The organism is Pedobacter sp. MC2016-05 (assembly GCF_026239735.1).
GTDB lineage: Bacteria > Bacteroidota > Bacteroidia > Sphingobacteriales > Sphingobacteriaceae > Pedobacter.
In genome coordinates this window covers 47,170-68,282 of record NZ_JAPIVT010000019.1, presented here as the reverse complement: position 1 = coordinate 68,282, position 21,113 = coordinate 47,170, and the positions used below count along the sequence as shown (strand labels likewise).

The 21,113-nt window shown below is 36.8% G+C and carries 18 protein-coding genes; 9 read left to right on the top strand and 9 right to left on the bottom strand.

What is annotated here, in order from left to right; genetic code table 11:
- Positions 1-34 precede the first annotated feature (34 nt).
- Positions 35-1,153, top strand: coding sequence for an alpha/beta hydrolase (locus OQZ33_RS19675; protein ID WP_265801048.1), 1,119 nt, complete (start codon positions 35-37; stop codon positions 1,151-1,153).
- Positions 1,154-1,207: 54 nt separating this feature from the next.
- Here OQZ33_RS19675 and OQZ33_RS19670 read toward each other — a convergent pair whose 3' ends face one another.
- Positions 1,208-1,978 carry a Ku protein gene (locus OQZ33_RS19670; protein WP_265801046.1) on the bottom strand — a complete coding sequence of 257 codons (771 nt, stop codon included), beginning with the start codon at positions 1,976-1,978 and terminating at the stop codon, positions 1,208-1,210.
- A 135-nt stretch (positions 1,979-2,113) separates the two neighbouring features.
- Between OQZ33_RS19670 and OQZ33_RS19665 the strand changes: the two genes are divergently transcribed.
- Positions 2,114-4,387, top strand: a complete 2,274-nt coding sequence (locus OQZ33_RS19665) for a glycosyltransferase (RefSeq protein WP_265801045.1) — start codon at positions 2,114-2,116, stop codon at positions 4,385-4,387.
- A gap of 70 nt (positions 4,388-4,457) precedes the next feature.
- On the opposite strand, the gene OQZ33_RS19660 is transcribed toward OQZ33_RS19665, so the two are convergent.
- Positions 4,458-5,930, bottom strand: coding sequence for a glycoside hydrolase family 130 protein (locus OQZ33_RS19660; protein ID WP_265801044.1), 1,473 nt, complete (start codon positions 5,928-5,930; stop codon positions 4,458-4,460).
- 169 nt (positions 5,931-6,099) lie between these two features.
- Between OQZ33_RS19660 and OQZ33_RS19655 the strand changes: the two genes are divergently transcribed.
- The gene (locus tag OQZ33_RS19655) at positions 6,100-7,242 is read left to right on the top strand and encodes a sensor histidine kinase (protein WP_265801042.1); all 1,143 of its coding nucleotides are present in this window, start codon (positions 6,100-6,102) and stop codon (positions 7,240-7,242) included.
- On the opposite strand, the gene OQZ33_RS19650 is transcribed toward OQZ33_RS19655, so the two are convergent.
- A complete protein-coding gene (locus OQZ33_RS19650; protein WP_265801040.1) occupies positions 7,243-8,328 on the bottom strand; it encodes a metallophosphoesterase in 1,086 nt (361 codons plus the stop codon).
- A 303-nt stretch (positions 8,329-8,631) separates the two neighbouring features.
- Here OQZ33_RS19650 and OQZ33_RS19645 point away from each other — a divergent pair, with 303 nt between their 5' ends.
- Complete coding sequence (locus OQZ33_RS19645) at positions 8,632-9,660, top strand: DUF4185 domain-containing protein (RefSeq protein ID WP_322975099.1); 1,029 nt, start codon at positions 8,632-8,634, stop codon at positions 9,658-9,660.
- Here OQZ33_RS19645 and OQZ33_RS19640 read toward each other — a convergent pair whose 3' ends face one another.
- The 5 genes from OQZ33_RS19640 to OQZ33_RS19620 all read right to left on the bottom strand — a co-directional run bounded on the left by OQZ33_RS19640 (position 9,661) and on the right by OQZ33_RS19620 (position 16,223).
- Positions 9,661-9,897 (bottom strand): hypothetical protein, encoded by a 237-nt coding sequence (locus OQZ33_RS19640; RefSeq protein ID WP_265801039.1) that lies wholly within the window; start codon positions 9,895-9,897, stop codon positions 9,661-9,663.
- An 84-nt stretch (positions 9,898-9,981) separates the two neighbouring features.
- Positions 9,982-11,151: a mannonate dehydratase gene (uxuA, locus tag OQZ33_RS19635; RefSeq protein ID WP_265801038.1), complete on the bottom strand. Its 1,170-nt coding sequence runs from the start codon at positions 11,149-11,151 to the stop codon at positions 9,982-9,984.
- Between the two features lie 171 nt (positions 11,152-11,322).
- A complete protein-coding gene (locus OQZ33_RS19630) occupies positions 11,323-12,789 on the bottom strand; it encodes a glycoside hydrolase family 30 protein (protein WP_265801037.1) in 1,467 nt (488 codons plus the stop codon).
- A gap of 170 nt (positions 12,790-12,959) precedes the next feature.
- Complete coding sequence (locus OQZ33_RS19625) at positions 12,960-14,789, bottom strand: glycoside hydrolase family 2 protein (protein WP_265801036.1); 1,830 nt, start codon at positions 14,787-14,789, stop codon at positions 12,960-12,962.
- A gap of 204 nt (positions 14,790-14,993) precedes the next feature.
- On the bottom strand, positions 14,994-16,223 hold the full coding sequence (locus OQZ33_RS19620; RefSeq protein WP_265801034.1) for an MFS transporter: 1,230 nt from the start codon (positions 16,221-16,223) through the stop codon (positions 14,994-14,996).
- A 168-nt stretch (positions 16,224-16,391) separates the two neighbouring features.
- Between OQZ33_RS19620 and OQZ33_RS19615 the strand changes: the two genes are divergently transcribed.
- The 4 genes from OQZ33_RS19615 to OQZ33_RS19600 all read left to right on the top strand — a co-directional run bounded on the left by OQZ33_RS19615 (position 16,392) and on the right by OQZ33_RS19600 (position 19,211).
- A complete protein-coding gene (locus OQZ33_RS19615; RefSeq protein ID WP_056850051.1) occupies positions 16,392-16,835 on the top strand; it encodes a MarR family winged helix-turn-helix transcriptional regulator in 444 nt (147 codons plus the stop codon).
- A gap of 45 nt (positions 16,836-16,880) precedes the next feature.
- Positions 16,881-17,720, top strand: coding sequence for an MBL fold metallo-hydrolase (locus OQZ33_RS19610; protein ID WP_265801032.1), 840 nt, complete (start codon positions 16,881-16,883; stop codon positions 17,718-17,720).
- Positions 17,721-17,993: 273 nt separating this feature from the next.
- Positions 17,994-18,701, top strand: coding sequence for an aquaporin Z (gene aqpZ / locus OQZ33_RS19605; RefSeq protein ID WP_265801031.1), 708 nt, complete (start codon positions 17,994-17,996; stop codon positions 18,699-18,701).
- Between the two features lie 3 nt (positions 18,702-18,704).
- The gene (locus tag OQZ33_RS19600) at positions 18,705-19,211 is read left to right on the top strand and encodes a hypothetical protein (RefSeq protein ID WP_265801030.1); all 507 of its coding nucleotides are present in this window, start codon (positions 18,705-18,707) and stop codon (positions 19,209-19,211) included.
- Positions 19,212-19,257: 46 nt separating this feature from the next.
- Here the strand turns inward: OQZ33_RS19600 and OQZ33_RS19595 are convergent, their stop codons facing one another.
- Entirely contained in the window at positions 19,258-19,773 is a 516-nt protein-coding gene (locus tag OQZ33_RS19595) for a glutathione peroxidase (protein WP_056850054.1), read from the bottom strand.
- Positions 19,774-19,911: 138 nt separating this feature from the next.
- Between OQZ33_RS19595 and OQZ33_RS19590 the strand changes: the two genes are divergently transcribed.
- Positions 19,912-20,982 (top strand): serine hydrolase domain-containing protein, encoded by a 1,071-nt coding sequence (locus OQZ33_RS19590; protein ID WP_265801029.1) that lies wholly within the window; start codon positions 19,912-19,914, stop codon positions 20,980-20,982.
- Positions 20,983-21,113: the final 131 nt, after the last annotated feature.

Genomic DNA, 21,113 nt, shown 5'->3' with positions numbered 1-21,113 from the left:
TATAGAAAAAGCATTTATAAAAACTAAAATTCCTATGAAAACCAATTTATTAAAGTTGTCATCTGCCTTTTTTGCGCTGGCGATCTCACTATCTGCCTGCACCAGTGGAGATAAAACAACAAACACTACAGATTCTGTAATGGCCGATTCGTCAGCTGTCGTGGCGTTAAAACCCGCTGGTCCTCCGCCAGAATGGGGCAAAACAATTAAACCGGAAATGCAAACTGTAATTGAAAAGCTAGCGAGTTATGGAGATCAGCCTTTGGAAACGTTAGACCCAGCTGCTGCTCGTAAAAACCACACGCCAACTGATGCCGTTATGGATTTAGTAAAGCAAAATGAGATCGAAGTTCCAGCACCTCAAGTTGATACCAGCGGTAAAGACATTAATGTTGCTGGTGGAAAAATTCATGTCCGCATTTATACCCCTAAAGCCGGAAATGGTCCCTATCCTTTGATTGTTTATTATCATGGTGGCGGTTTTGTTATTGCAAACTTAGATGTTTATAATGCCTCTGCACAGGGATTAGCCGAGCAGGTTAATGCTGTAGTGGTATCAGTTGCCTACAGGCTTGCTCCAGAAAGTAAATTCCCGACGGCGCACAACGATGCGTTTGCCGCTTATGAATGGGTAGTTAAAAATGCAGTTAGTCTAAAAGGTGACCCAGCGAAAATTGCTGTTGTTGGCGAGAGTGCCGGTGGCAATTTGGCTGCGAATGTATCTATTACAGCAAGAGATAAAAATATAATGATCCCTTTACACGAGGTTTTGATATATCCTATTGCACAATCAAATATGGATACTGAATCTTATAAGCTTTATGCCAATGCTAAACCATTAAATAAAGCAATGATGGGTTGGTTTACAGAGAAATACTTAACCACAATGATTGAAGCACAAAATCCAAAAATTTCGCTGGTAAATGCAAATCTAAAAGGCTTACCTCCTACCACTATCATAACTGCAGAAATTGATCCTTTGCATGATGATGGAACAATATTAGCCAATAAACTATCTGAAGCTGGCGTGAAGGTGAATAGCAGAAATTATGAGGGAGTAACACATGAATTTTTCGGAATGGCCCTTGTTGTTCCAGAAGCTAAAGCGGCTCAAGCTTATGCAGCAGAACAGTTAAAGTTTGCCTTTAAATAAGATAACGAAAAAAGGAGGCAATAAGGCCTCCTTTTTTTTTTCAATCCAACACACTTAAGCTCCTTTTTTTGATCCCAAACTTTGCATCAATTGATCGTATAAATCATCGCTCGTCGCTTTTTGTGGTTTCATTTTCTTCACTGTGGCCCTTTTGCCTTTGGCTTTTGCCTTGATTATTTTTAACAATTCTTCGCTGTAGTCATCCTTAAAAGCACTTAAATCAAATTTCGAACTATATTGTTTAATTAATGCTAAACCGACATCCATCTCCTTTTTGGTAATTGTGATATCCGTTACTTTATTAATGTCTGATAAACTTCTAATCTCTTGTTCAAACCGAATTTTGGTAATCACAATTACGCCTTCCATAGGATGAATAACGCAAAGGTTTTCGGTATTTCTTAAAACAAACCGAGCTACACCGGCTTTGCCAGATTTTTCTAATGCTTTTAATAGCAGTGCATAAGCCTTTCGACCCTGCTTCTCTGGTTCGGTATAATATGATGTTTCGTAATAAATAGGATTAATCTCTTTGATATCGACAAAATTTTCGAGTTCGATAATTTTAGTTTTTTCTGGTGAAGCTTCTTCGAAATCGTGTTTATCTAAAATAATGTATTTGTCTTTCAGAAAATGTCCTTTAACAATTTTATCAAAAGGTACTTCCTTATGCGTTTTATCATTTACACGCATGTACCTAATTTTTTCATGATCGCGTTCATCAAGCATATCAAAATCAAGGTGTGTAGTTTGCACTCCCGAAAACAATTTTACAGGAATATTAACTAAACCGAATCCAATTGAACCTTTCCAAATCGATCTCATAGCAATGATGTTTAAATTTTATAGGTAACAAGGCGATAATTCATATTGTTTTGTCATAATCAAGAGAAATCTATCGAAAACAAAACCATTTACCATCGGCTATGTTAAATAAGGTATATCAACCTATTAGTACTTATGAAGATTGCATACATATCCACTTATCCTCCACGCGAATGCGGGTTAGCAACATTCAATCAGAATTTAGTTAACGCCTTAAGCTTAAACTCTTCTTATGATGCTCAAAACAGTTTCGTTGCTGCATTAAATGAATCAGATAATCTTGATGAGCATGCCTATCCGAAGGAAGTTAAGTTTGTAATCAGACAGCAGAATCAGCAAGATTATTTAGAAGCTGCAGATTTCATAAATAACAGTGATATTGAAACCTGCATAATCGAACACGAATTTGGAATTTATGGTGGTAATAGCGGGGTATTTTTACTCTCATTTATCAATAGATTAAAAAAGCCTTTCATTACCATCTTACATACGGTATTAAAAGAACCCAATTTCATGCAGCAAACCATTATTAAAGAGATTGCATTAAAATCTTCGAAAATAGTGGTGATGAGTAAAAAAGCAGTTTTATTTTTAACCAGCATTTACCAAATTCCACAATCATCAATAAAATTAATTGAACATGGTGTTCCAGATCTGGAGCCGATTTTAAATAATGAAGTTGCTAAAAGTGAATTATTTAGAAATAGAAAAGTGCTATTCACCTTTGGCTTAATTAGTCGTAATAAGGGATTAGAAACGATGATAAAAGCGCTTCCGAGCATTGTCGCCCAACATCCTGATGTTTTATATGTGATTTTAGGAAACACACACCCAGGTGTTGTTAAACATAATGGAGAGGAATATCGCGATAGCCTTAAAGCTTTGGCTAAGGAGCTGGGTGTGGAAAATAATATCTCATTCGTAAATAAATTTGTCTCTGAAGAGGAATTACATCAATATTTAACTGCCTGCTACATTTATGTTACCCCGTATTTAAATGAAGCGCAAATCACCAGTGGAACATTATCATATGCTATTGGAGCAGGTGCAGCTGTAGTTTCAACTCCCTATTGGCATGCGCAAGAATTACTTGCAGATAACAGAGGTAAGTTGTTCGATTTTAAAAACGATGAGCAGCTAGCAAATGTGGTGAATGAATTATTAAATGATCAAAATAAGCATCAACAACATAAATCAAATGCATACCAATATGGATTAAATTTAAGGTGGCCAGCTATTGGAAATGTTTACATGAACGTTTTAGAGGAGGCGTTATTCGCAGGTCAGAAACCATTGAGAGTTGTGCCGCCGATTATTGATGTTGAAGGAATGCCGGCTCTAAATTTAAGTCATATTTCTCTGTTGACTGATGATACGGGAATTATACAGCATGCCCGTTTTGGAATTCCGAATTTGAAGGAAGGATACTGTATAGATGATAATGCCAGAGCATTAATTATGGCATTAATGGCTTTTGAGCAATATAAAAATCAAAAAGCGCTGAAGCTAATTCCAGTCTATTTAAGTTTCATTCAATACATGCAGCGGGAAGATGGAAATTTTAGGAATTTTTTAAGCTTTAATAGAAATTATCTGGATGAAGTTGGATCTGAAGATTCGTTTGGTCGTACCATTTGGTCATTAGGTTATTTGATAAATGTTGCGCCAAATAACTCTTACCGAGAATTCGGAAGAGAATTATTCTCACATTCCGTTTCTCATTTTAAAAGTTTGAAATATTTGAGAGGCCAGGCTAACACCATCATTGGAGTAGCTTATTATTTAAAAACCCACCATGGTGATGAATTACTAATCAATGAAATTAACACCTTGGCAAATACACTTAAACAAGCGTATAACATTAATAAAGATGGCGAATGGCATTGGTTTGAAGATATTTTGACTTACGATAATGCCATTTTACCGTTGGCGCTTCTTCATCACTATGAAGCTACCGGTAATACAGAATCGTATAAAATTGCCATGGAGAGTATTGAGTTTTTAAATAATTTTTCATTTGAAAATGGTTATTTGAATCCAGTTGGGAATGATGGTTGGATGAAAAAGCATGGTAAAAATCCAATATATGATCAGCAAGCTATTGAAACGATGGCTATGGTACTGCTCTATGCAAAAACCTATGAAATTACTAAAGATGAGAAATACCTTAACTTGATGCAGGTGAGTTACGAGTGGTTTTTAGGCAAAAACAGCCTCCATATTCCTTTGTACGATTTTGAAACACATGGCTGTGCCGATGGCTTACAGTTTAACAGTGTGAACAGAAATCAAGGCGCTGAAAGTACGCTAGCTTATTTTATCTCCCACCTAGCCGTATTAAAGGCTGCCGAAGCTGAATATGCAACGTTATCTTCTCCGTTAGTAGAAAATGAAAAAGTAGAAAAATAGACTGTTCGAGTAAATAAAAAAAGGCTGATCCATCATCTGATTCAGCCTTTTTTTGTGCATTAGAGTTTAACTATTTATCGTTGTTTTCTAATAAACGATTTAGAAGTAACTCTAGATTTACGGTTGCGAATGAAGAACTATAATCGGATAAACCATAAGGGATAATAAGCTCGCCGTTACTGATTATTGATCCACAAGAATAGACCACGTTTGGAACATAGCCTTCACGCTCATCATTATTGGGTATAATTAGTGGTTCCATTAAATGTCCTATTTCTTTGGTTGGGTCGTCTAAATCTAACAACACTGCCCCGATACAATATCTCCTCATTGGGCCAACACCATGGGTTATTACCAACCAACCCTTGTCAGTTTCAATCGGCGAACCACAGTTTCCTATTTGTACAAGCTCCCAACAGTAGCGTGGCTGTTTTAGCAAAATTGGATTTTCCCAAACATTCACTTTGTCAGAGAACATGATGTAATTATTCCACCCATCTATCCTACTCATCATTACATATTTCCCGTTTATTTTACGGGGGAATAATGCTAAATTTTTATTTTGTGCACCATCTCCATAAAGCGGAATCACTTTAAATTCATAGAAATCCTCCGTTTGTACCAATTTCGGTATGATAAGCGATCCATCAAATGCGGTGTAAGTGGCGTAATACACCACTCTTCCATCATCTTTTATAAATTTTACAAACCTGGCATCTTCAATTCCTTTTCGTTCAAATTCTGAGATCGGAAAAATAACACGATCGGAAATATCGGTATCTTTAGAAAAACTTATTGTGTGGTAGGTATCAGAAAGCCAAAGCACTTTATCGAATTCAATCGATTTGACTGGGTTATCTTTATGTAAGCTTTTAGAATCTTTAATGATATTACTTAATGCCGTATACTCAAACTTATCATCCAATTTAGCCTCAATCTCCTCTAAAACCGAAGGATCTATTTGTGCGTAAGCAGCTTTTTTAAGAAAAAGCTTTTTAACATAAATTGCATTTTTCACCACCTCAGCCTCATCTACATAATCGCCCACTGGCAGCACCTGAATATTATTATTTTTATCAATTAATGCCCTTCGGAAAACAATCGATGAAATGTGGCCTTCTCCAACAGCCCTGAAGCTTATAATTACTCTTTTCTCACCTTCCACTAAATCCGTTTGATCAGGATCATCTACAATACTGGGATTGAAAAAAGCAGCAGATTCAATTGAATATTCGTGTGTAAAGTAAGCACCGATCAATAACCTTTTATATTGATCAAGGTCTTCCATATCAGTATTTAATATGGTAAACTGCTTTTTAAGTTTTTTACAATGTCGATTTAAAATCTTTGTGATATTCCTATGTCTTTTTGAGTATTCCTGCAGAATTGGCGAAATTAAGGAGAAAACTTTTTCGTCAGAAAATTCTAAAACTTTTCTGATCACCTCAAGTGCTCTTTCCTCTCCGTTAAAAAAAAAACGGGCAATAACACGTTTGGTATCGGGGTTTACCTTAACGGGTTTTCGTTCGATGTATAATCTCATTTTTATGTTGATTTGATCGTTAATTCGAATTCTTTATCCGAATATTTTCAATATGTATATTAACTAAATTTACTATATAATTGTTTCTTTTTTTATCCTTTTTGAGGATAATCTTTACCTTTAACATTATTGTTGTTCTCATCGGGATCAGCATTCTAAAAATACAATCATGCCTGAAAACATTATCCCAATTAATAGCAACAGTCGATTAGAAAAACTTTTATATTATGAAATTTTAAATTCGCCAGTAGAGCACACATACGACAATATTAGCTGGTTGGCGGCTGCAATTTTTGAGGTGGAAAATGCTGGAATTTGCTTTATAACCAACGATGATATTTTTATAAAATCGGAAGTTGGAAAGAAGATTGAATTGTCAAAGAATGATAGTTTTCTATCTCCAGAATACTTAAACTACGGGGCGGCAACAACAAATAATAGCTCTAAAAGTGATGAGCAAACTAAATATATAGCTGTACCCATCAAATCTCCTGATCGTTTTATAATTGGAGCGCTTTATGTGTTTGGCGCTATCACGGCAGAACCAACGGAAAAACAAAAAGAAATGTTATCAAAATTAGCAGAACTAGTTATTGATAAATTAGAAACCAGGATTGCCATCAGACAAACACTAACTGCACAGGATGATCGCTTGCATGTGCTCATTCACGATTTAAAAAATCCGATGACCACTATTTCTCTGCAATCGGAATTGGTGAGTAGAATGCCAAACATCGATGAAAAAGCGGGCTTGATTGCTTCAAAAATTAATTTGCAATCAAAAAAAATGGTCGCTAGTTTAAACGAAATTTTAAGCTCGGCTAAAAAAGTAAGTGGTTCGTTTAAACCACAAAAAAATAAAATTGATCTCAGAGAAATTTTAAATTCGGTTACCCAAAAACTAGCGCCACTAGCTAATAAAAAAAGTCAAAACTTTGATATTAAAATAAATTCGGCTTTAGAAATTTTTGGCGACCATGAAAAGATAACGGCGTTGTTTTATCACATCTTACATAATTCAATTAAATTTTCTCCTGAAAATAGAAGCATCACATTGTCGCATCAGCAAGAAGAAAATTTACTTACGATAGCTGTTAAAGATGAAGGGGTAGGTTTAAATGATATTGATTTGGAAAGACTTTTTATAAAATTTGCAGATCTAAGCGCCGTACCAACTCATGGCGAAAATTCTAATGGTTTGGGCCTTACAGCTGTAAAAATGTTTTTAGATATGCATAAAGGTAAAATTTGGGCAGAGAGTGAAGGCAAAAATAAGGGCACTACTTTTTTTGTTCAGCTGCCTATTAAATAATTAATCGAGCAATTCTGCCAAGCTCATTTCCTCAAGCGCAATTCTTTCTGGAGTTCCATTTTTCAGAAATGACCACTTGATTAAACGTATTACTCCATTTTCAATTTCAATGCCCGTAATGTCGCCATCACTAAAACAACAACAACCACTATTAAAATAGCCCGGTTTGTACTGTTTAAATTCTGGCGCCTCATCCCCTTCCCGAATTCTTTTCTTCAATTCGGCATTTAATAAGTCAATTTCTTGTTGATTATTACTTAAGGTCGCTCTTTTTAACTTTAAATAGATCCGCTCCAAATGGGTAAGCGAAGCAAAAACTGGCTGATGCGTATGCCCGGTAATCAGCGAGGTATTTTGTTGTTTTATTTGCCAGCTATACATCATGCTGTTATGTTCGGTTTTAAGCTGATTATCATAAGCCGGAGTATTAGGGTTAATTCGCAAGAACGATTGCAAAGGTGCCCAAATTGTACTAACAAACCACTTACTAAACCAATTTCCGTCACTTTGTAAATCACCTTGATGACCATGAGTGAGAAAAATATTTAACTTTTTATTCGCTATAGTCGTTCTTAAAATCGCACCCTCATAAATGGGTATCTTTTTTCCGTAAATTCTATTTAGGTTGAGGCCAGCAAGTGGATCGTTATCCCAATACAAATCGTGATTACCGAATATTTTTGTAAACGATTCAGAGAGTATAAATGCCTTCTCTGCCTCGAAAGTAGCTTTATTGTGTTTAATTACAGATTCCATTAAATTTTCCCATAGCTCTTCACTATCTCCCAGGTTGATGTAATGAAAATTTTCTCGATGATAATGAGCAAGCGCCGCTAAATAGTTTTTCTCTGCCAGAGCGAAATCATCAGCATAGTCTCTTGCGCCTTTATGCTGATCGGAAAAGATGATAAACTTATCATCCGGTTGCATATCGAAAACCAGTCCTCGTTTGCCGGGCTCGCCCAAAATAGTCTCATAAAGTTTCGTCAATGCTTCGTGAATACGTATCTGATTAGGTCGAGAACCAAACTTGTTAGAGAGGCTAATTACCCATTTACCTAATAATCTTTGTAAAAACTTCCGCATTGAAACTATTAATATGTAGATGAAAATAACAAAAAAGAGCTACAAACGTTTCGAAATCTCCATATTTAAAACTCGGTAACTTTTGCAGGAAATGTTCGGTAACAAATCATTTATATTGGTTTATTTTTTAGCTAATATACTTACATTAGTCTGCTAACCAAATGAAAACCAATATGACACCGTATCAATTTAATAAACTACTAAAACCTTTTAGTCTAGCCGTTGCCTTCCTTATTTCAATAGCCTTTGCGCTTTGGCACAAAACAATCAAACTCCTGAATTACAATTGAGTAATGTCAAAAAATCGCTCGTTTAACAGGAACACCACTCAAAGGTGAACAACTTCCCAGTCCGAATAATACTTTAAAGGACTATGATGTTGGTGGAACTGATCTGGGAATTTTTTGGCAAATGGAAGGTTCAAAAGTCGGGATCTTTTTCGGTGATACTCATGGAAGAGAATTTATTGCTGAAAAAGATGGTAAAGGCGGTGGCAATGGTGCTAATTGGCGATCAAATGTTCTGGCATTTTCAAGCGACAATAATCTGGAGGATGGAATCACAATTGATTCTATGGTATTGGATGAAAACGGAAGTGCCCGAGAAATTTGTGCTGGTGGAAAGACAAATCCTAAAAAATACAACACCTCTATTCCAACAGCAGCTATTCGAGTAGGTAAAACAGATTATGTGCATTACATGAACATTTATGATTGGGCCGGTAAAAATAGCCGATGGCTTACTAACTTTTCTTCGTTGTATACCTCAACAGATGACGGAAAAACCTGGACAAGAAAAGAGTCAGTAACCTTTAATGGCAATAGTAAGTTTTCTCAGATCTATTATGCTAAGAAAGATGGTTTTGTTTATATGATAGGAAGCTTAGCCGGTCGTGGTGGGCCTGGATATCTGGCCAGGATTAAGGAAAAAGAAATGCTGAATTTAGATCCATACGAATATTGGAATGGTGATTCGAAAAAGTGGTTCAAAGCTGATGAAGGTAAAGCGACCACTATTATCCCCGGACCCATTGGCGAGGCCTCCCTCCTAGATCATAAGAAATTTAAGCGATGGATCATTGCTTACAGCTACGATTCAGCTTATGATCCAATGGCGAAAAGTAAATTCCATGCCATGGTTTATCGCGATGCCAAAAGTATTAATGGAACCTGGAGCAATCTAAAAATATTAGCCGATGTTAACCAATTTAAAGGATTATACTGTCCTTATATTTATCCGTTAAAAAATAACGACGATCATTTATACTTCACTATGTCGCAGTGGGAACCCTATAATGTTTACCTCATGAAAGCTAATATCAGCATGAAATAGCTAGGCATCTTCCCCATTCCAAACATCATCATCCGCATGTTTTATCTCATCATGGCTAGATGTTGATGACTTAAAAAGCTCATCGTGGTGGTAATTTCTTTCTGGATTTTCAGGTAACTTATCATCATGTTGCAATGCTATTTTACGCAGGTGTTCTGGTTTTTTGACTTCTGGTAAATCATCATGAATGACTGAAGGAGTTAAAATTTTTTTACTGGGATTAGATTTGTTTTCCATAATGCGAGTTGCTCAAATTTCAAGCCATAACTTGACTGTAAAAAACAATACCCGCCTATTATTCGACAGGTATTGTTATAAAAATTAATAGTTTCCGGTTACTCCTACTTCCAAACCTCTCAGTTCTGCAAGGCCGCGTAAACGCCCAATGGCCGAATAACCCGGGTTGGTGTGCTTTGCAAGATCATCCAGCATCTGGTGCCCGTGATCGGGACGAAAAGGAATCGGCTGTTCTCTTTTCGCATTTTCTTCCGTTAGTGCTTTCATTATCTCGAACATGTTTACATCGCCGCCCAAATGGTCGGCCTCGTAGAAACTGCCGTCATCATCTTTTTTAACGTTGCGCAGATGCGCAAAATAAACCCGCTCTTTAACTGCATTAAAAATGGCCAGGGTATCGTTTTTCATTCCCGCACCCAAAGATCCGGTACAAAAACAAACGCCGTTAAAGGCCTGGTTGACCTCGTTGATGATATATTCAAAATCTTCCAGCGTACTCACTATCCGTGGCAGGCCCAAAATTGGATAAGGCGGGTCATCGGGATGGATCGTCATCTTTATCCCCTCTTCGGTACAAACTTCGGCAATGGCGTTAAGGAAAAATTTCAGGTTTTCTTTAAGTCCCTGCGTACCGATTGCCGCGTATTCGTTTATGCTGGCCCTCAGGGTTTCCAGCTCAATTTCTTTTTCGTTGGGAATGCCCATCAGCACATTGATGCGCAGATCCTGAAGTTCCGCTTCGTTCAGTGTGGCAAATTTTTCGTTTGCTCTTTTCAGGATGGATGAATTGTAATCAGCCTCCGCATTTTCTCTTTTCAGGATATGGAGATCAAAGATCGCCAGATCGATCCAGTCGAAATAAAGTGCCTTTGATCCGTCGGCCATTTCCAGATCGAGTTGGGTACGTGTCCAGTCCAGAACGGGCATAAAATTATAGCATACCGTTTTGATGCCGCACTGCGACAGGTTGCGTAGTGAAATCCGGTAATTCTCCAGGTAGTGTTCCGCATCATGTCTGCGGGTTTTGATCGCCTCGTGAACCGGTACGCTTTCCACTACCGACCAGGTTAAACCTGCGGCCTCAATAATCGCTTTGCGTTCCCTGATATCTTCCAAAGGCCAAACCTCACCATGTGGAATGTGGTGCAAAGCAGTTACGATTCCGGTGGCACCGGCCTGTTTAACATCCTGTAGACTCACCGGGTCATTCGGACCATACCAGCGCCAGGTTTGTTCCAGTTTTTTATATTTCATCTCCATAATTTAAACTCCCGAAAAAGCACTAAAACCACCGTCAAACTTAATTTTTTGCACAGCGAAAAGTCTGTTTCTAAATGCTCTGCCTAAAAGTCCGGCTAGCAAAACAACCTCATTTTTGATAGAAAACCGTTGCTGGATATTTCTGCTATTAGTTTTTCTATCTTATTATTCTACCACTAATGTAGCGATGGAATGCGGCAAGCTAGTTGTTGTCGCTGCCATACCTTTTATCCATAAGCTGTACTTTAGCTTTTCATCCGATTGATTCATCACCACAACAACTAATTTTCCATCGGAATTTAAAAACGACGTAGATTGTAATAGGTCACGGCTGGATGCAGAACCAATTCTTTTCGCTCCAGGACGAATAAATTTAGAAAAGTGCCCCATATAATAATAGGCATTGGTATAAATCAACTTATCATTTTTGGTATCTGCATGCACCGGAGCGAAACAGAAGTTGCCTACATGGTTTGGACCTCCGTTTTCATCTAACAAAATATTCCAATCTGTCCAGGCAGCTGTACCCGCATTAAAATCGTTAATCATTGAATAACCATAGCGCTCGCCCAAAGTCCAGTCGTCCAACTTATTCACATCGTACTTCTCTTTACATCCTTCAGTAAAAATTAACGCTTTATCGGGATAAGCTTCATGCACCTGGCGAACGTTTCCGAACTGCATTCCACTGCCTGTCCATGTTTCATACCAGTGAAACCCAATTCCCCAAACATATTTTGCAGCTTCTTTATCGTTTAAAATTGTACTTGCTCGTTGGAAAATCTGATCACGATTGTGATCCCAAGCGATTAATTTTTTACTACTCAATCCTGATTTTTGCAAAGTTGGGCCTAAAAAGTTTTTAATAAAATCACGTTCTTCCTCTGCTGTGTACACGCAAGATTCCCAGATTTGTTTCGCCATTGGCTCATTTTGAACAGATAAACCCCAAATTGGCATGCCCATGGCTTCATAGGCTTTAATGAATTTTACATAATGGTTGGCCCAACTCTGGCGATACTGAGGCAGTAAATGTCCACCTTTAATTAAACTGTTATTATCTTTCATCCAAGCTGGGGGCGACCACGGACTTACATAAAGCGCTAGCTTTCCTCCGGCAGCAGCAGTTGCCTGCTTTATTAACGGGATTTTATATTGCTCATCATGCGCAACGCTGAATGTTTTTAAATCTTTGTCGTTATCCTGAACATAAGCATAACTTCCGCTCGAAAAATCGCAACTAGCTATATTGGTACGTGCTAAAGTGTAACCAATACCTTTATCTTTATTGTAATATGCTGCTAGTAATTCTTGCTGGTTTTTCTTAGAAAGTTTGGCAAATGTTTCTGCAGAAGCATCCGTAAGTGCTCCACCAATGCCTACCAGTGTTTGATACTTAATTGTAGGATCTACAAAAATAGTCGGCTCTGTTTCAAAAGGCTGCTTATTCTCTACAAAATTTAAAGTTTCTGTTTTGCTTATTCGATAGTCCGTTTTTTCAGCGGTAGTATAAACCGTTACTTTTTTATTTCCGATGTTATACTTTTCAACTGTTTGACCAGATTTTTTTTGTTGTGCAACTGCTGTAAATGCAGTTGCTAAAACCAATAGGATACTTAGTTTTTGTTTCATTTTATATATTTTAAATCAACAGCCGATTGTTTGGCTATCATTCATTTGAAACTTCGAATTTCCGAATAAAAGATTCATTAAAGTCACAAAATGATAATTATTACTTATTATTTTAAACGTTTTAAGATAACTATTTAGGTATCAACGTCTATGAATATTAAGCTGGATTATTACTTATACTTCTCCTGCATTTCACCATAAAAATTTTTCAATACGAAGTAAGCTTTTTTCTTCTCGCCAGTTTCAGAGATAAGGCCTTTTCTATTCCAAAAATTTTGGTAAACTGGATGCTGCCTACGCGGCGATCTGAAATCCGTTAAAATCCAAGGGGTAATCCCTCTTAATGATTTTATTTTGCTCAACATCGTAATTTGATTTTTGTATAAAGCTTCCTGATATTCTTCGCTCCAACGTGTATTTTCATCGGCATGGAAACCCGCTAATGCATCACCACCAAATTCGCTTATTACCACTGGCTTATTATATTTAATATTGAAATCGTATTTTGTAATTTCACTTGGCACACCGCCGAAATACCAACCTGCGTACTCGTTAAAGCTTACTAAATCAATTTTTTCACCGAGCGGATCATTCAAAATCATTGTGTTTCCTTCGCGATGCACCTCGAGTGCAGCTGCTATTAAACGGGTATCATCTAAAGTGCGGGCAGTTTCCACCAAATTACTCATGAAACTTAAACGGGCATCGCTTAACGGCGTTTCATTACCAACCGACCAAATAACTACACTTGCCCGGTTTTTATCACGAACAATTAAATCTGTAAGCTGCTGTTTGGCATTGGCGTAGGTGGCTGGGTTTGTCCAGCTGATGGTCCAATAAACCGGTACTTCAGCCCAAACCATTAGGCCCATTTCATCGGCCAAACGGAGCATTTTTTCATTGTGAGGATAGTGTGCCAGCCTAACATAATTGCAGTTCATATCTTTTGCCCATTGCAGCATCATTCGCATATCTCCATCAGAACGCAGGCGTCCTGCCAGTATAGGATTTTCATCATGAAGCGAAATACCCCTTAAAAAAACAGATTTCCCGTTTAACAAAATACTATCGCCTTTTGCCTCTATCGTTCTGAAACCAATCTTATCATCGATATTTTCTTTATCAGATTTAATGTTTGCAGCATATAATTTTGGGCTTTCAGGCGACCATAAACTTAAATTGTTCCAGGTAAATTCATCATTAACTTTTCCTTCACTATCTGTTTTATATTTCTTCTCAAGCTTTAATTCCGGAATTGATAGTGTGATATCTTGTCCAGCAGTGGCATCTGATAATTTTAAAGAAAAACTAACTAAATTATTGTTTCCTTTTACCAGCTGCAATTTATAATCGCTGATAAAATGATCAGAGAATTCAGCTATATACACCTCTCGTGTGATGCCACCGTAATTCCACCAATCGGTATTTACAGTTGGAATTTCATCCGGCCTTCTGGTATTATCAACCTTCACAACGAGTGAATTTTCGCCAGTTTTTAATTTATTGGTTACATCGAATTGAAAAGGCGTAAAACCACCTTTATGCACACCGAGTTTTTTACCGTTTAAATAAACATGGGCTTCATAATTAACAGCTCCAAAATAGACAAAGTATTTCTTACCCTTCTCTGGTTTGGCGTCAAATCTTTTACGCAGCCAGATTGTGCCTTCATAAAGTTCGAGTTTTTCCGACTGCGAATTCCAATCGCCGGGCACATTCATTTGAGGAGAACCAGTAAAATTGTATTCTATCAATTCAGATTTATCTTTCTGCTCCCGATCGTCAAAAAAACCGCCTGTTCCTGTTTTGGATTGATCATACGGCTGATGACGATAATCATAGTATCCATTTTCATAGGGATCGATAATATAATTCCATTTGCCGTTTAGACTTTGAATATTTCTACCTTGAATGTTTTGTATTGAACTAACTTGTGAGAAGCAAATGGATGAAAGAAGCGTAAATAGAAGTAAAAAAACTCTAAATTTTAAATTGGGCATAATGATTTAATTTTCAGGGTAGCGGTACTTACTTATCATGCTTTCGGAATGTATAAAAGCAATTTTAGACGATTAAGCTACCCCCATAAAGTAATTTAACGCAAATAACAATGCCAAATATATTGAATTATTTGAAAGGCTTTGAGTTGGATTTGATTTTAAAAGGACAAAGTAACAAGTTTTCTACCAGGAAGTTTCCTTTGTTTACGTAAGCGAAACAGCATTATTTTTAATCTCATTTCGATGTTTCTCATTGTAAATAAAAGCACCAACAATAAGCAACCCGGCTAGGCCCTCGAAAGCTACAACTGTTTGTGTGCCAAATTGATGTGCAAGATACCCCATAAGTAAACTTCCTATTGGTAAAACGCCCTGATAAGCCATAATGTAATAACTCAAGGTCCTTCCCCTCATTAAATCATCAGCATGCGTTTGCAAGTAAGTATTTATGGATGAAGTTTGCGCCATTAAACCTAGCGCAGCCAAACCTGTACAGATTAATGCTAAAATTAACGAAGGACTAATGGCCAAAGCCACTACAGAAACAGCCAGCAGGATGCCTGAAACCATCACTATTTTTTGTAAGTTTTGATTAACCTTTAGTGTGGCCATATAAATTGCACCGAAAAAGGCACCGAAACCTGCAGCACTTTCAAACCAGCCGAAAGTGGTGGCTGTTCCATTGAAAATATCTTTTGCAAAAACAGGTAATAAGGTTGTAAATGGGATGACTAACAAACTTGACGCTGCCATCATTATAATCATTGATGCTAAATCTGGCGATGATTTTAAATAATCGTAACCTTTTCGAAGATCAATCCATATATTTTCTCTTGATTTTGGGTGCTCTTGTAGTTTCAATTTCATCATCACTAAACAAACAATTACCGCAATAAAACTGAGGAAATTAATCAAAAAACACATATCCTCTCCCAGAGTACTTAAAATTACTCCTGCCAAGGCTGGCCCAACCAATCTCGCTGCATTAAAAACCGAAGAGTTAAGCGCAATAGCATTTGGTAAATCTTCTTTGTCCTCTACCAAATTAACCATAAGCGATTGTCGGGCAGTCACATCAAACGAATTTACCAGGCCTTGAACAAGCGATAAAGCAGCAATCCAAAATATATCATAAACTTTAAACCAAATCATTACCGCAAGCGCTCCAGCTTGAAGCATCAGGATGATTTGAGTAATCATTAAGATTTTGTACTTGTTATGTCTATCCACATAACTCCCGGCATATGGCGCCAAAACCAAAGATGGGATCAAACTCAAAAAAGTAATTAAACCCAGTAAAAATGCAGATTCGGTGATTTGGTACACCAACCAACTTACCGCAACACGCTGCATCCAGGTGCCTACCAGCGAAATGGCTTGGCCTGTAAAGAATAATCTATAATTGTAATGTTTTAATGAACGAAAAATACCCATATCTAAAATAGTAAAGTAACTTTACAAAAGTAAGATTTTAAACGGGATACAAGAAATTGTAAACAGGATATTTAATCATTTTAAAATCATAAAAGAGACATTATTTTGGATCAGGAGAGAATAATAAATTAATATTTACCGTATATTTGTAAAGCTTATTTACTAAAAATGCCAACAGAAACTCAAGAAATTGCCGCTAAATTAAGAAGCACAGTTACCCGTTTAACCAGACAGTTGCGGAAACAGAATGTGAGTTCTTCATTTAGTAATGCTGAATTACTGACGATGTCGTTACTGGAACAACATGGTAAAATGTTATCTACAGAGCTGGCAGATTTGGAACGGGTTTCTAAGCAGGCAATCTCTCAAATCATCAACCGGTTGGTAGAGGCGAAATGTGTTGAACGCCAACCAAGTGCAGACGACAAACGAAAAACCTTCATCAGCTTAACTAAACTGGGCGAAAAACATATCATCGCCACAAGAAAAATTAAAGAAGAGTGGCTTGTACAAACTATGGAAAAGATTTTCTCATCAGAAGAGATTATGCTTATACAAGCTTTTCTCCCCTTACTATCTCGTTTGGTAGAACATAATGGTGCAAGGGTATAATTTACTTTATGATTATGCAAATAAGCCGTACCTTGCAAGTTCAAAATGGCATTATATTTTACTTCTATAAATTCTGGCAGCAACGGCAATTGTTATTACATTGGTAACGATGACGAAGCCGTTTTGGTAGATGTCGGATTAACTTGTAAAGAGGTAGAAACCCGAATCAATCGGCTTGGTTTATCTTTAAAAAAAATCAAAGCCATTTTCATCTCACACGAACATAGCGATCACATTAAAGGTTTGAGCGTTTTTGCAAAAAAACATCAGCTACCTGTTTATATTAGTACGCCTACTTATAAGAGCAGCAAGCTGACTTTAATTGAAGATAATGTTTTCACTATTTCTCATTTACAAGAAATTAAAATCGGCAAATTGAACATTCTTGCTTTTTCTAAATTTCATGATGCTGCAGATCCGTATAGCTTTACTATAGAATGCAATGATGTGCGGGTTGGCGTTTTTACTGATATTGGCGCCATTTGCGATAGATTGGTTACGCAGTTCAAAACCTGCCATGCAGCATTTTTAGAGGCAAATTATTGTCCCAATATGCTCGCTAACGGAAGCTACCCTTATTTTTTAAAGCGAAGAATTACAAGTGGCCACGGGCACTTAAGCAACACACAGGCCCTTGAGCTTTTTCAAAATCATAAGCCTGCTTTTATGACCCACCTATTGCTTAGTCACCTTTCAAAAGATAATAATAACCCTGTTTTAGTTGAAGAAATTTTCAAAAACGTAGCCGGAGAAACGTTTGTTCAGGTAGCATCGCGTGATCAGGAAACTCCGTTATTTTATGTAAATAACAACAATGTTCAAAAATCTACGTACCATTTTAATCCAACGGAATACGTTCCTGATCAGCTAAACTTATTTAGTTGACAAAATGGGGTTTATAGGCTTAGAAAAAAATCTCTCAAAGCAAAATAGCAAATTTATTTTTTTTCAAACTTTTTTTTGAGCTATTGGTTATCTATATACTTCATAAATAGTTTGTTTGGTTTATTCGGGGCTTAAGGATTTAAGCCCCTTTCTCTTTCCAAACCACTTCAATTCAGAATATATCAAGCCCTAATTTTAAAATCATAATTTTTAATTTACATTTGAGCAAAATCTCCCCCTATTGTTTTTTTTAAATCTTTTAATAAAAATAAAATGGAGACAAGTAAATTCTCAAAATTTAGCGCCGAATTTCTAGGCACTTTAGTATTAGTTTTAATGGGTTGCGGTAGCGCCGTAATAGCCGGAGCAGACGGCACTACGGGCGTTGGCCTACTCGGTATTTCTTTTGCATTTGGCTTATCTGTTGTTGCGATGGCTTACGCGATCGGGCACATTTCCGGCTGTCACATTAACCCGGCAATTTCCATTGGTATGGTAGTAGCTGGCCGTATGAAAGCCGGAGAAGCAGCATATTATATTGTTGCCCAGATTTTGGGTGCTATTGCAGGTGCTGGTTTGCTCTATCTAATTGTAAGTAACCAGGAAAATTTTGAAATGAAAGAATGGGCTTTAGGCTCGAACGGCTGGGGAAAAGGTTATTTTGCAGAGTATAACTCTACTGCTGCATTCATTGCTGAAGCTGTATTTACCTTTATTTTCTTGTTGGTGATATTTGGAGCAACTTCTACTAAAAATATCAATGGTGGTTTCGCAGGCTTAGCCATCGGTCTTTCATTGGTACTCATTCATATTGTAGGCATCAAAATAACAGGAGTTTCTGTGAATCCTGCTCGTAGCATCGGTCCGGCGATATTGGCTGGAGGAGAAGCTTTAAAACAAGTTTGGCTATTTGTTGCGGCGCCAATTGTAGGTGCAGTATTGAGCGCACTAGTTTGGAAAAGCGTTTTAGAGAAGAGCTAAAGAATGAATAGCAAAGCAAAACTAAAAATACTTATTCTCTGTGTTGCTGTATTTTCCCTATCAATATTTTTATTGATTAGACATTACATGAATACAGAGAAAAACGATATAACTGCTAAGATTCATTTTTCTGAATTACTTATTAAAGAAGGAAAAACAATTCTTGCAACGTACGACACGGTGTATAGTGATTACCATAGAAGAGGTCAAACAAGCAAATACATGACAATTTCCTACTTTTATAAGGTAAAGGATAAAATATACAAAAAAGATAAACAGATATTAGAGGTCCCGGTAAGCGATACGCTATCGGTAGTTTACCTTCCCAGTAATCCAAATATTCATTCTGAAAATGCTCACGACGATCTGGAATACCAGAAAAAACAACTTAATAACGTATCAGGATCATTTTTGGGATGGTTTCTCCTAATAATAAGCGTTAGTGTCTTTTATTTTATGAGGAAAGATTATCTAAGAGAAATAAACGAGCAACTCGACAGCGAAAATTAATTTTTAAATAAACATCTGTGGTTTTGAAGCCACAGATGTTTATTTTTTATAAATTCTTCACAATCGCCTGATCCATTGGTTTTGTTTTTGAGCGGAAACGGTGAACCAACTCCCCTTTTTCATTTATCAAAAACTTCTCAAAGTTCCATTTAATATCACCTTGTTCTTCTGTGTTGGTTTGCGAAGTTAAATATTTAAACAGCGGACTAATATCATCGCCTTTTACACTGCTTTTTTCGGCAAGCATGAAAGATACATTGTATTTGCCAGTGCAAAACTCTTTAATTTCAGCATTGGTAGAAAACTCTTGCCCACCGAAATTTCCTGCTGGAAAGCCAATTAGCACCACTTTTTTACCGTATTGCTTTTGGAGTTTTTCTAAATCTTCATATTGCGGCGTAAATCCACATTTGGAGGCCGTGTTGACAATTAAAATTTTCTTGCCTTTAAATTTAGATAATTTGACCTCTTTGCCATCAATAGTTTTGAAGCTGAAATCGTAAACATTCTTTGGCGGATTTGGCACCAAAAAGTTTAATAGGATAAGGATAGTATTGATCATTGTTTTTTTGTTTTTATATACGAATATAGACACAAATAGTTTTCACTCATGTGATTTGCATGTAAATTAAATGATAATCCTCAAAATTAAACCAAAAGTATAAATCTATGTCGTACCAATGAACCAAACTTTGTTGCTATGAAAATTAAGCTCATACTTATAATTATATCTGTATCACTTCTTGCATGCAAAAAGAAAATTGATGAACCAGCTCCGACAAATTCTGAGCACATGTATTTTCCTCCTACTAATACAAGCGATTGGGAAACAAAATCGATTTCGAGTCTCGGCTGGAAACAAAATGCTGTAGAGGACTTAAAAAAATGTCTTGCAGAGAAAAATTCTAAATCATTTATGATTTTAGTTAACGGAAGGATTGTATTGGAAGAATATTTTAATGGCCATACAAAAGACGCCACCTGGGAATGGAATAGTGCCGGTAAAACACTCGTTTCTGCCGCAACCGGTATTGCCCAACAAGAAAACCTATTAAAGGTGAACAATGCAGTATCTCAGTATCTAGGCACGGGCTGGACCAGCGAACCTCTCGTTAAAGAAAATCTAATTAGCGTAAAACACCTCTTAACTATGACATCAGGATTGGATGAAAGCAGCGAATTAGGCGTCAAATCGAAATTGACTTATGTAGCTGATGCTGGGAATCGGTGGGCTTATGCTAATGTTTTTCAAAAACTGATGGATGTGGTTTCTGCAGCAAGCAAGCAAAATTTTGAAAACTATTTCAATGCTAAAATAAGAAATAAACTAGGCATGGATGGTTTTTGGAATGACGGATTTATTTTTAAAATATATAACAGCAGTACCAGAAGCATGGCAAGATTTGGTTTGCTAGCCTTAAACAAGGGAAAATGGAACAACGAGCAAATTTTGAATGAATCCTTCTTCTCTGAAAGCACAAATACATCACAAAATATAAATCTTTCTTATGGTTATTTATGGTGGTTAAATGGTAAAGGGAGTTATATGATACCGGGAAGTCAAAGTATTTTTCAAGGCAGTTTAGTTACGAATGCGCCAGGCGATATGTATACTGCTATGGGCGCATCAGACCAACGTATTTATGTAATACCGAGCAAAAGTATGGTTATCGTGCGTATGGGTAATGCATCCGACCCAGCCAATCCATCGTTCGCCGTTTCGGGATTTGATAATGCGCTTTGGCAAAAAATAAATGCTGTGATAAATTAAGTGATGATTCGGGTCAATCAAGCTTTTCTGACGTTAAATTTTAAGAGAAATTCAAAAAAAAATTGTATTAAATAATGCGCAAGTTTGGATTTATACTTTAATTATAGCTTTATTTGCACAAAATCGTTATT

Bases quoted from the DNA above. Each gene is read 5' to 3' on its own strand.
- OQZ33_RS19660 (WP_265801044.1), bottom strand. From the start codon at position 5,930: ATGAGATTATACATCGAACGAAAACCCGTTAAGGTAAACCCCGATACC.
- OQZ33_RS19625 (WP_265801036.1), bottom strand. From the start codon at position 14,789: ATGCCCAATTTAAAATTTAGAGTTTTTTTACTTCTATTTACGCTTCTT.
- OQZ33_RS19590 (WP_265801029.1), top strand. From the start codon at position 19,912: ATGAAAATTAAGCTCATACTTATAATTATATCTGTATCACTTCTTGCA.
- OQZ33_RS19620 (WP_265801034.1), bottom strand. From the start codon at position 16,223: ATGGGTATTTTTCGTTCATTAAAACATTACAATTATAGATTATTCTTT.
- OQZ33_RS19610 (WP_265801032.1), top strand. From the start codon at position 16,881: ATGGCATTATATTTTACTTCTATAAATTCTGGCAGCAACGGCAATTGT.
- aqpZ (WP_265801031.1), top strand. From the start codon at position 17,994: ATGGAGACAAGTAAATTCTCAAAATTTAGCGCCGAATTTCTAGGCACT.
- OQZ33_RS19630 (WP_265801037.1), bottom strand. From the start codon at position 12,789: ATGAAACAAAAACTAAGTATCCTATTGGTTTTAGCAACTGCATTTACA.
- OQZ33_RS19655 (WP_265801042.1), top strand. From the start codon at position 6,100: ATGCCTGAAAACATTATCCCAATTAATAGCAACAGTCGATTAGAAAAA.
- OQZ33_RS19615 (WP_056850051.1), top strand. From the start codon at position 16,392: ATGCCAACAGAAACTCAAGAAATTGCCGCTAAATTAAGAAGCACAGTT.
- OQZ33_RS19665 (WP_265801045.1), top strand. From the start codon at position 2,114: ATGAAGATTGCATACATATCCACTTATCCTCCACGCGAATGCGGGTTA.
- OQZ33_RS19595 (WP_056850054.1), bottom strand. From the start codon at position 19,773: ATGATCAATACTATCCTTATCCTATTAAACTTTTTGGTGCCAAATCCG.
- OQZ33_RS19670 (WP_265801046.1), bottom strand. From the start codon at position 1,978: ATGAGATCGATTTGGAAAGGTTCAATTGGATTCGGTTTAGTTAATATT.
- OQZ33_RS19640 (WP_265801039.1), bottom strand. From the start codon at position 9,897: ATGGAAAACAAATCTAATCCCAGTAAAAAAATTTTAACTCCTTCAGTC.
- OQZ33_RS19675 (WP_265801048.1), top strand. From the start codon at position 35: ATGAAAACCAATTTATTAAAGTTGTCATCTGCCTTTTTTGCGCTGGCG.
- uxuA (WP_265801038.1), bottom strand. From the start codon at position 11,151: ATGAAATATAAAAAACTGGAACAAACCTGGCGCTGGTATGGTCCGAAT.
- OQZ33_RS19650 (WP_265801040.1), bottom strand. From the start codon at position 8,328: ATGCGGAAGTTTTTACAAAGATTATTAGGTAAATGGGTAATTAGCCTC.
- OQZ33_RS19600 (WP_265801030.1), top strand. From the start codon at position 18,705: ATGAATAGCAAAGCAAAACTAAAAATACTTATTCTCTGTGTTGCTGTA.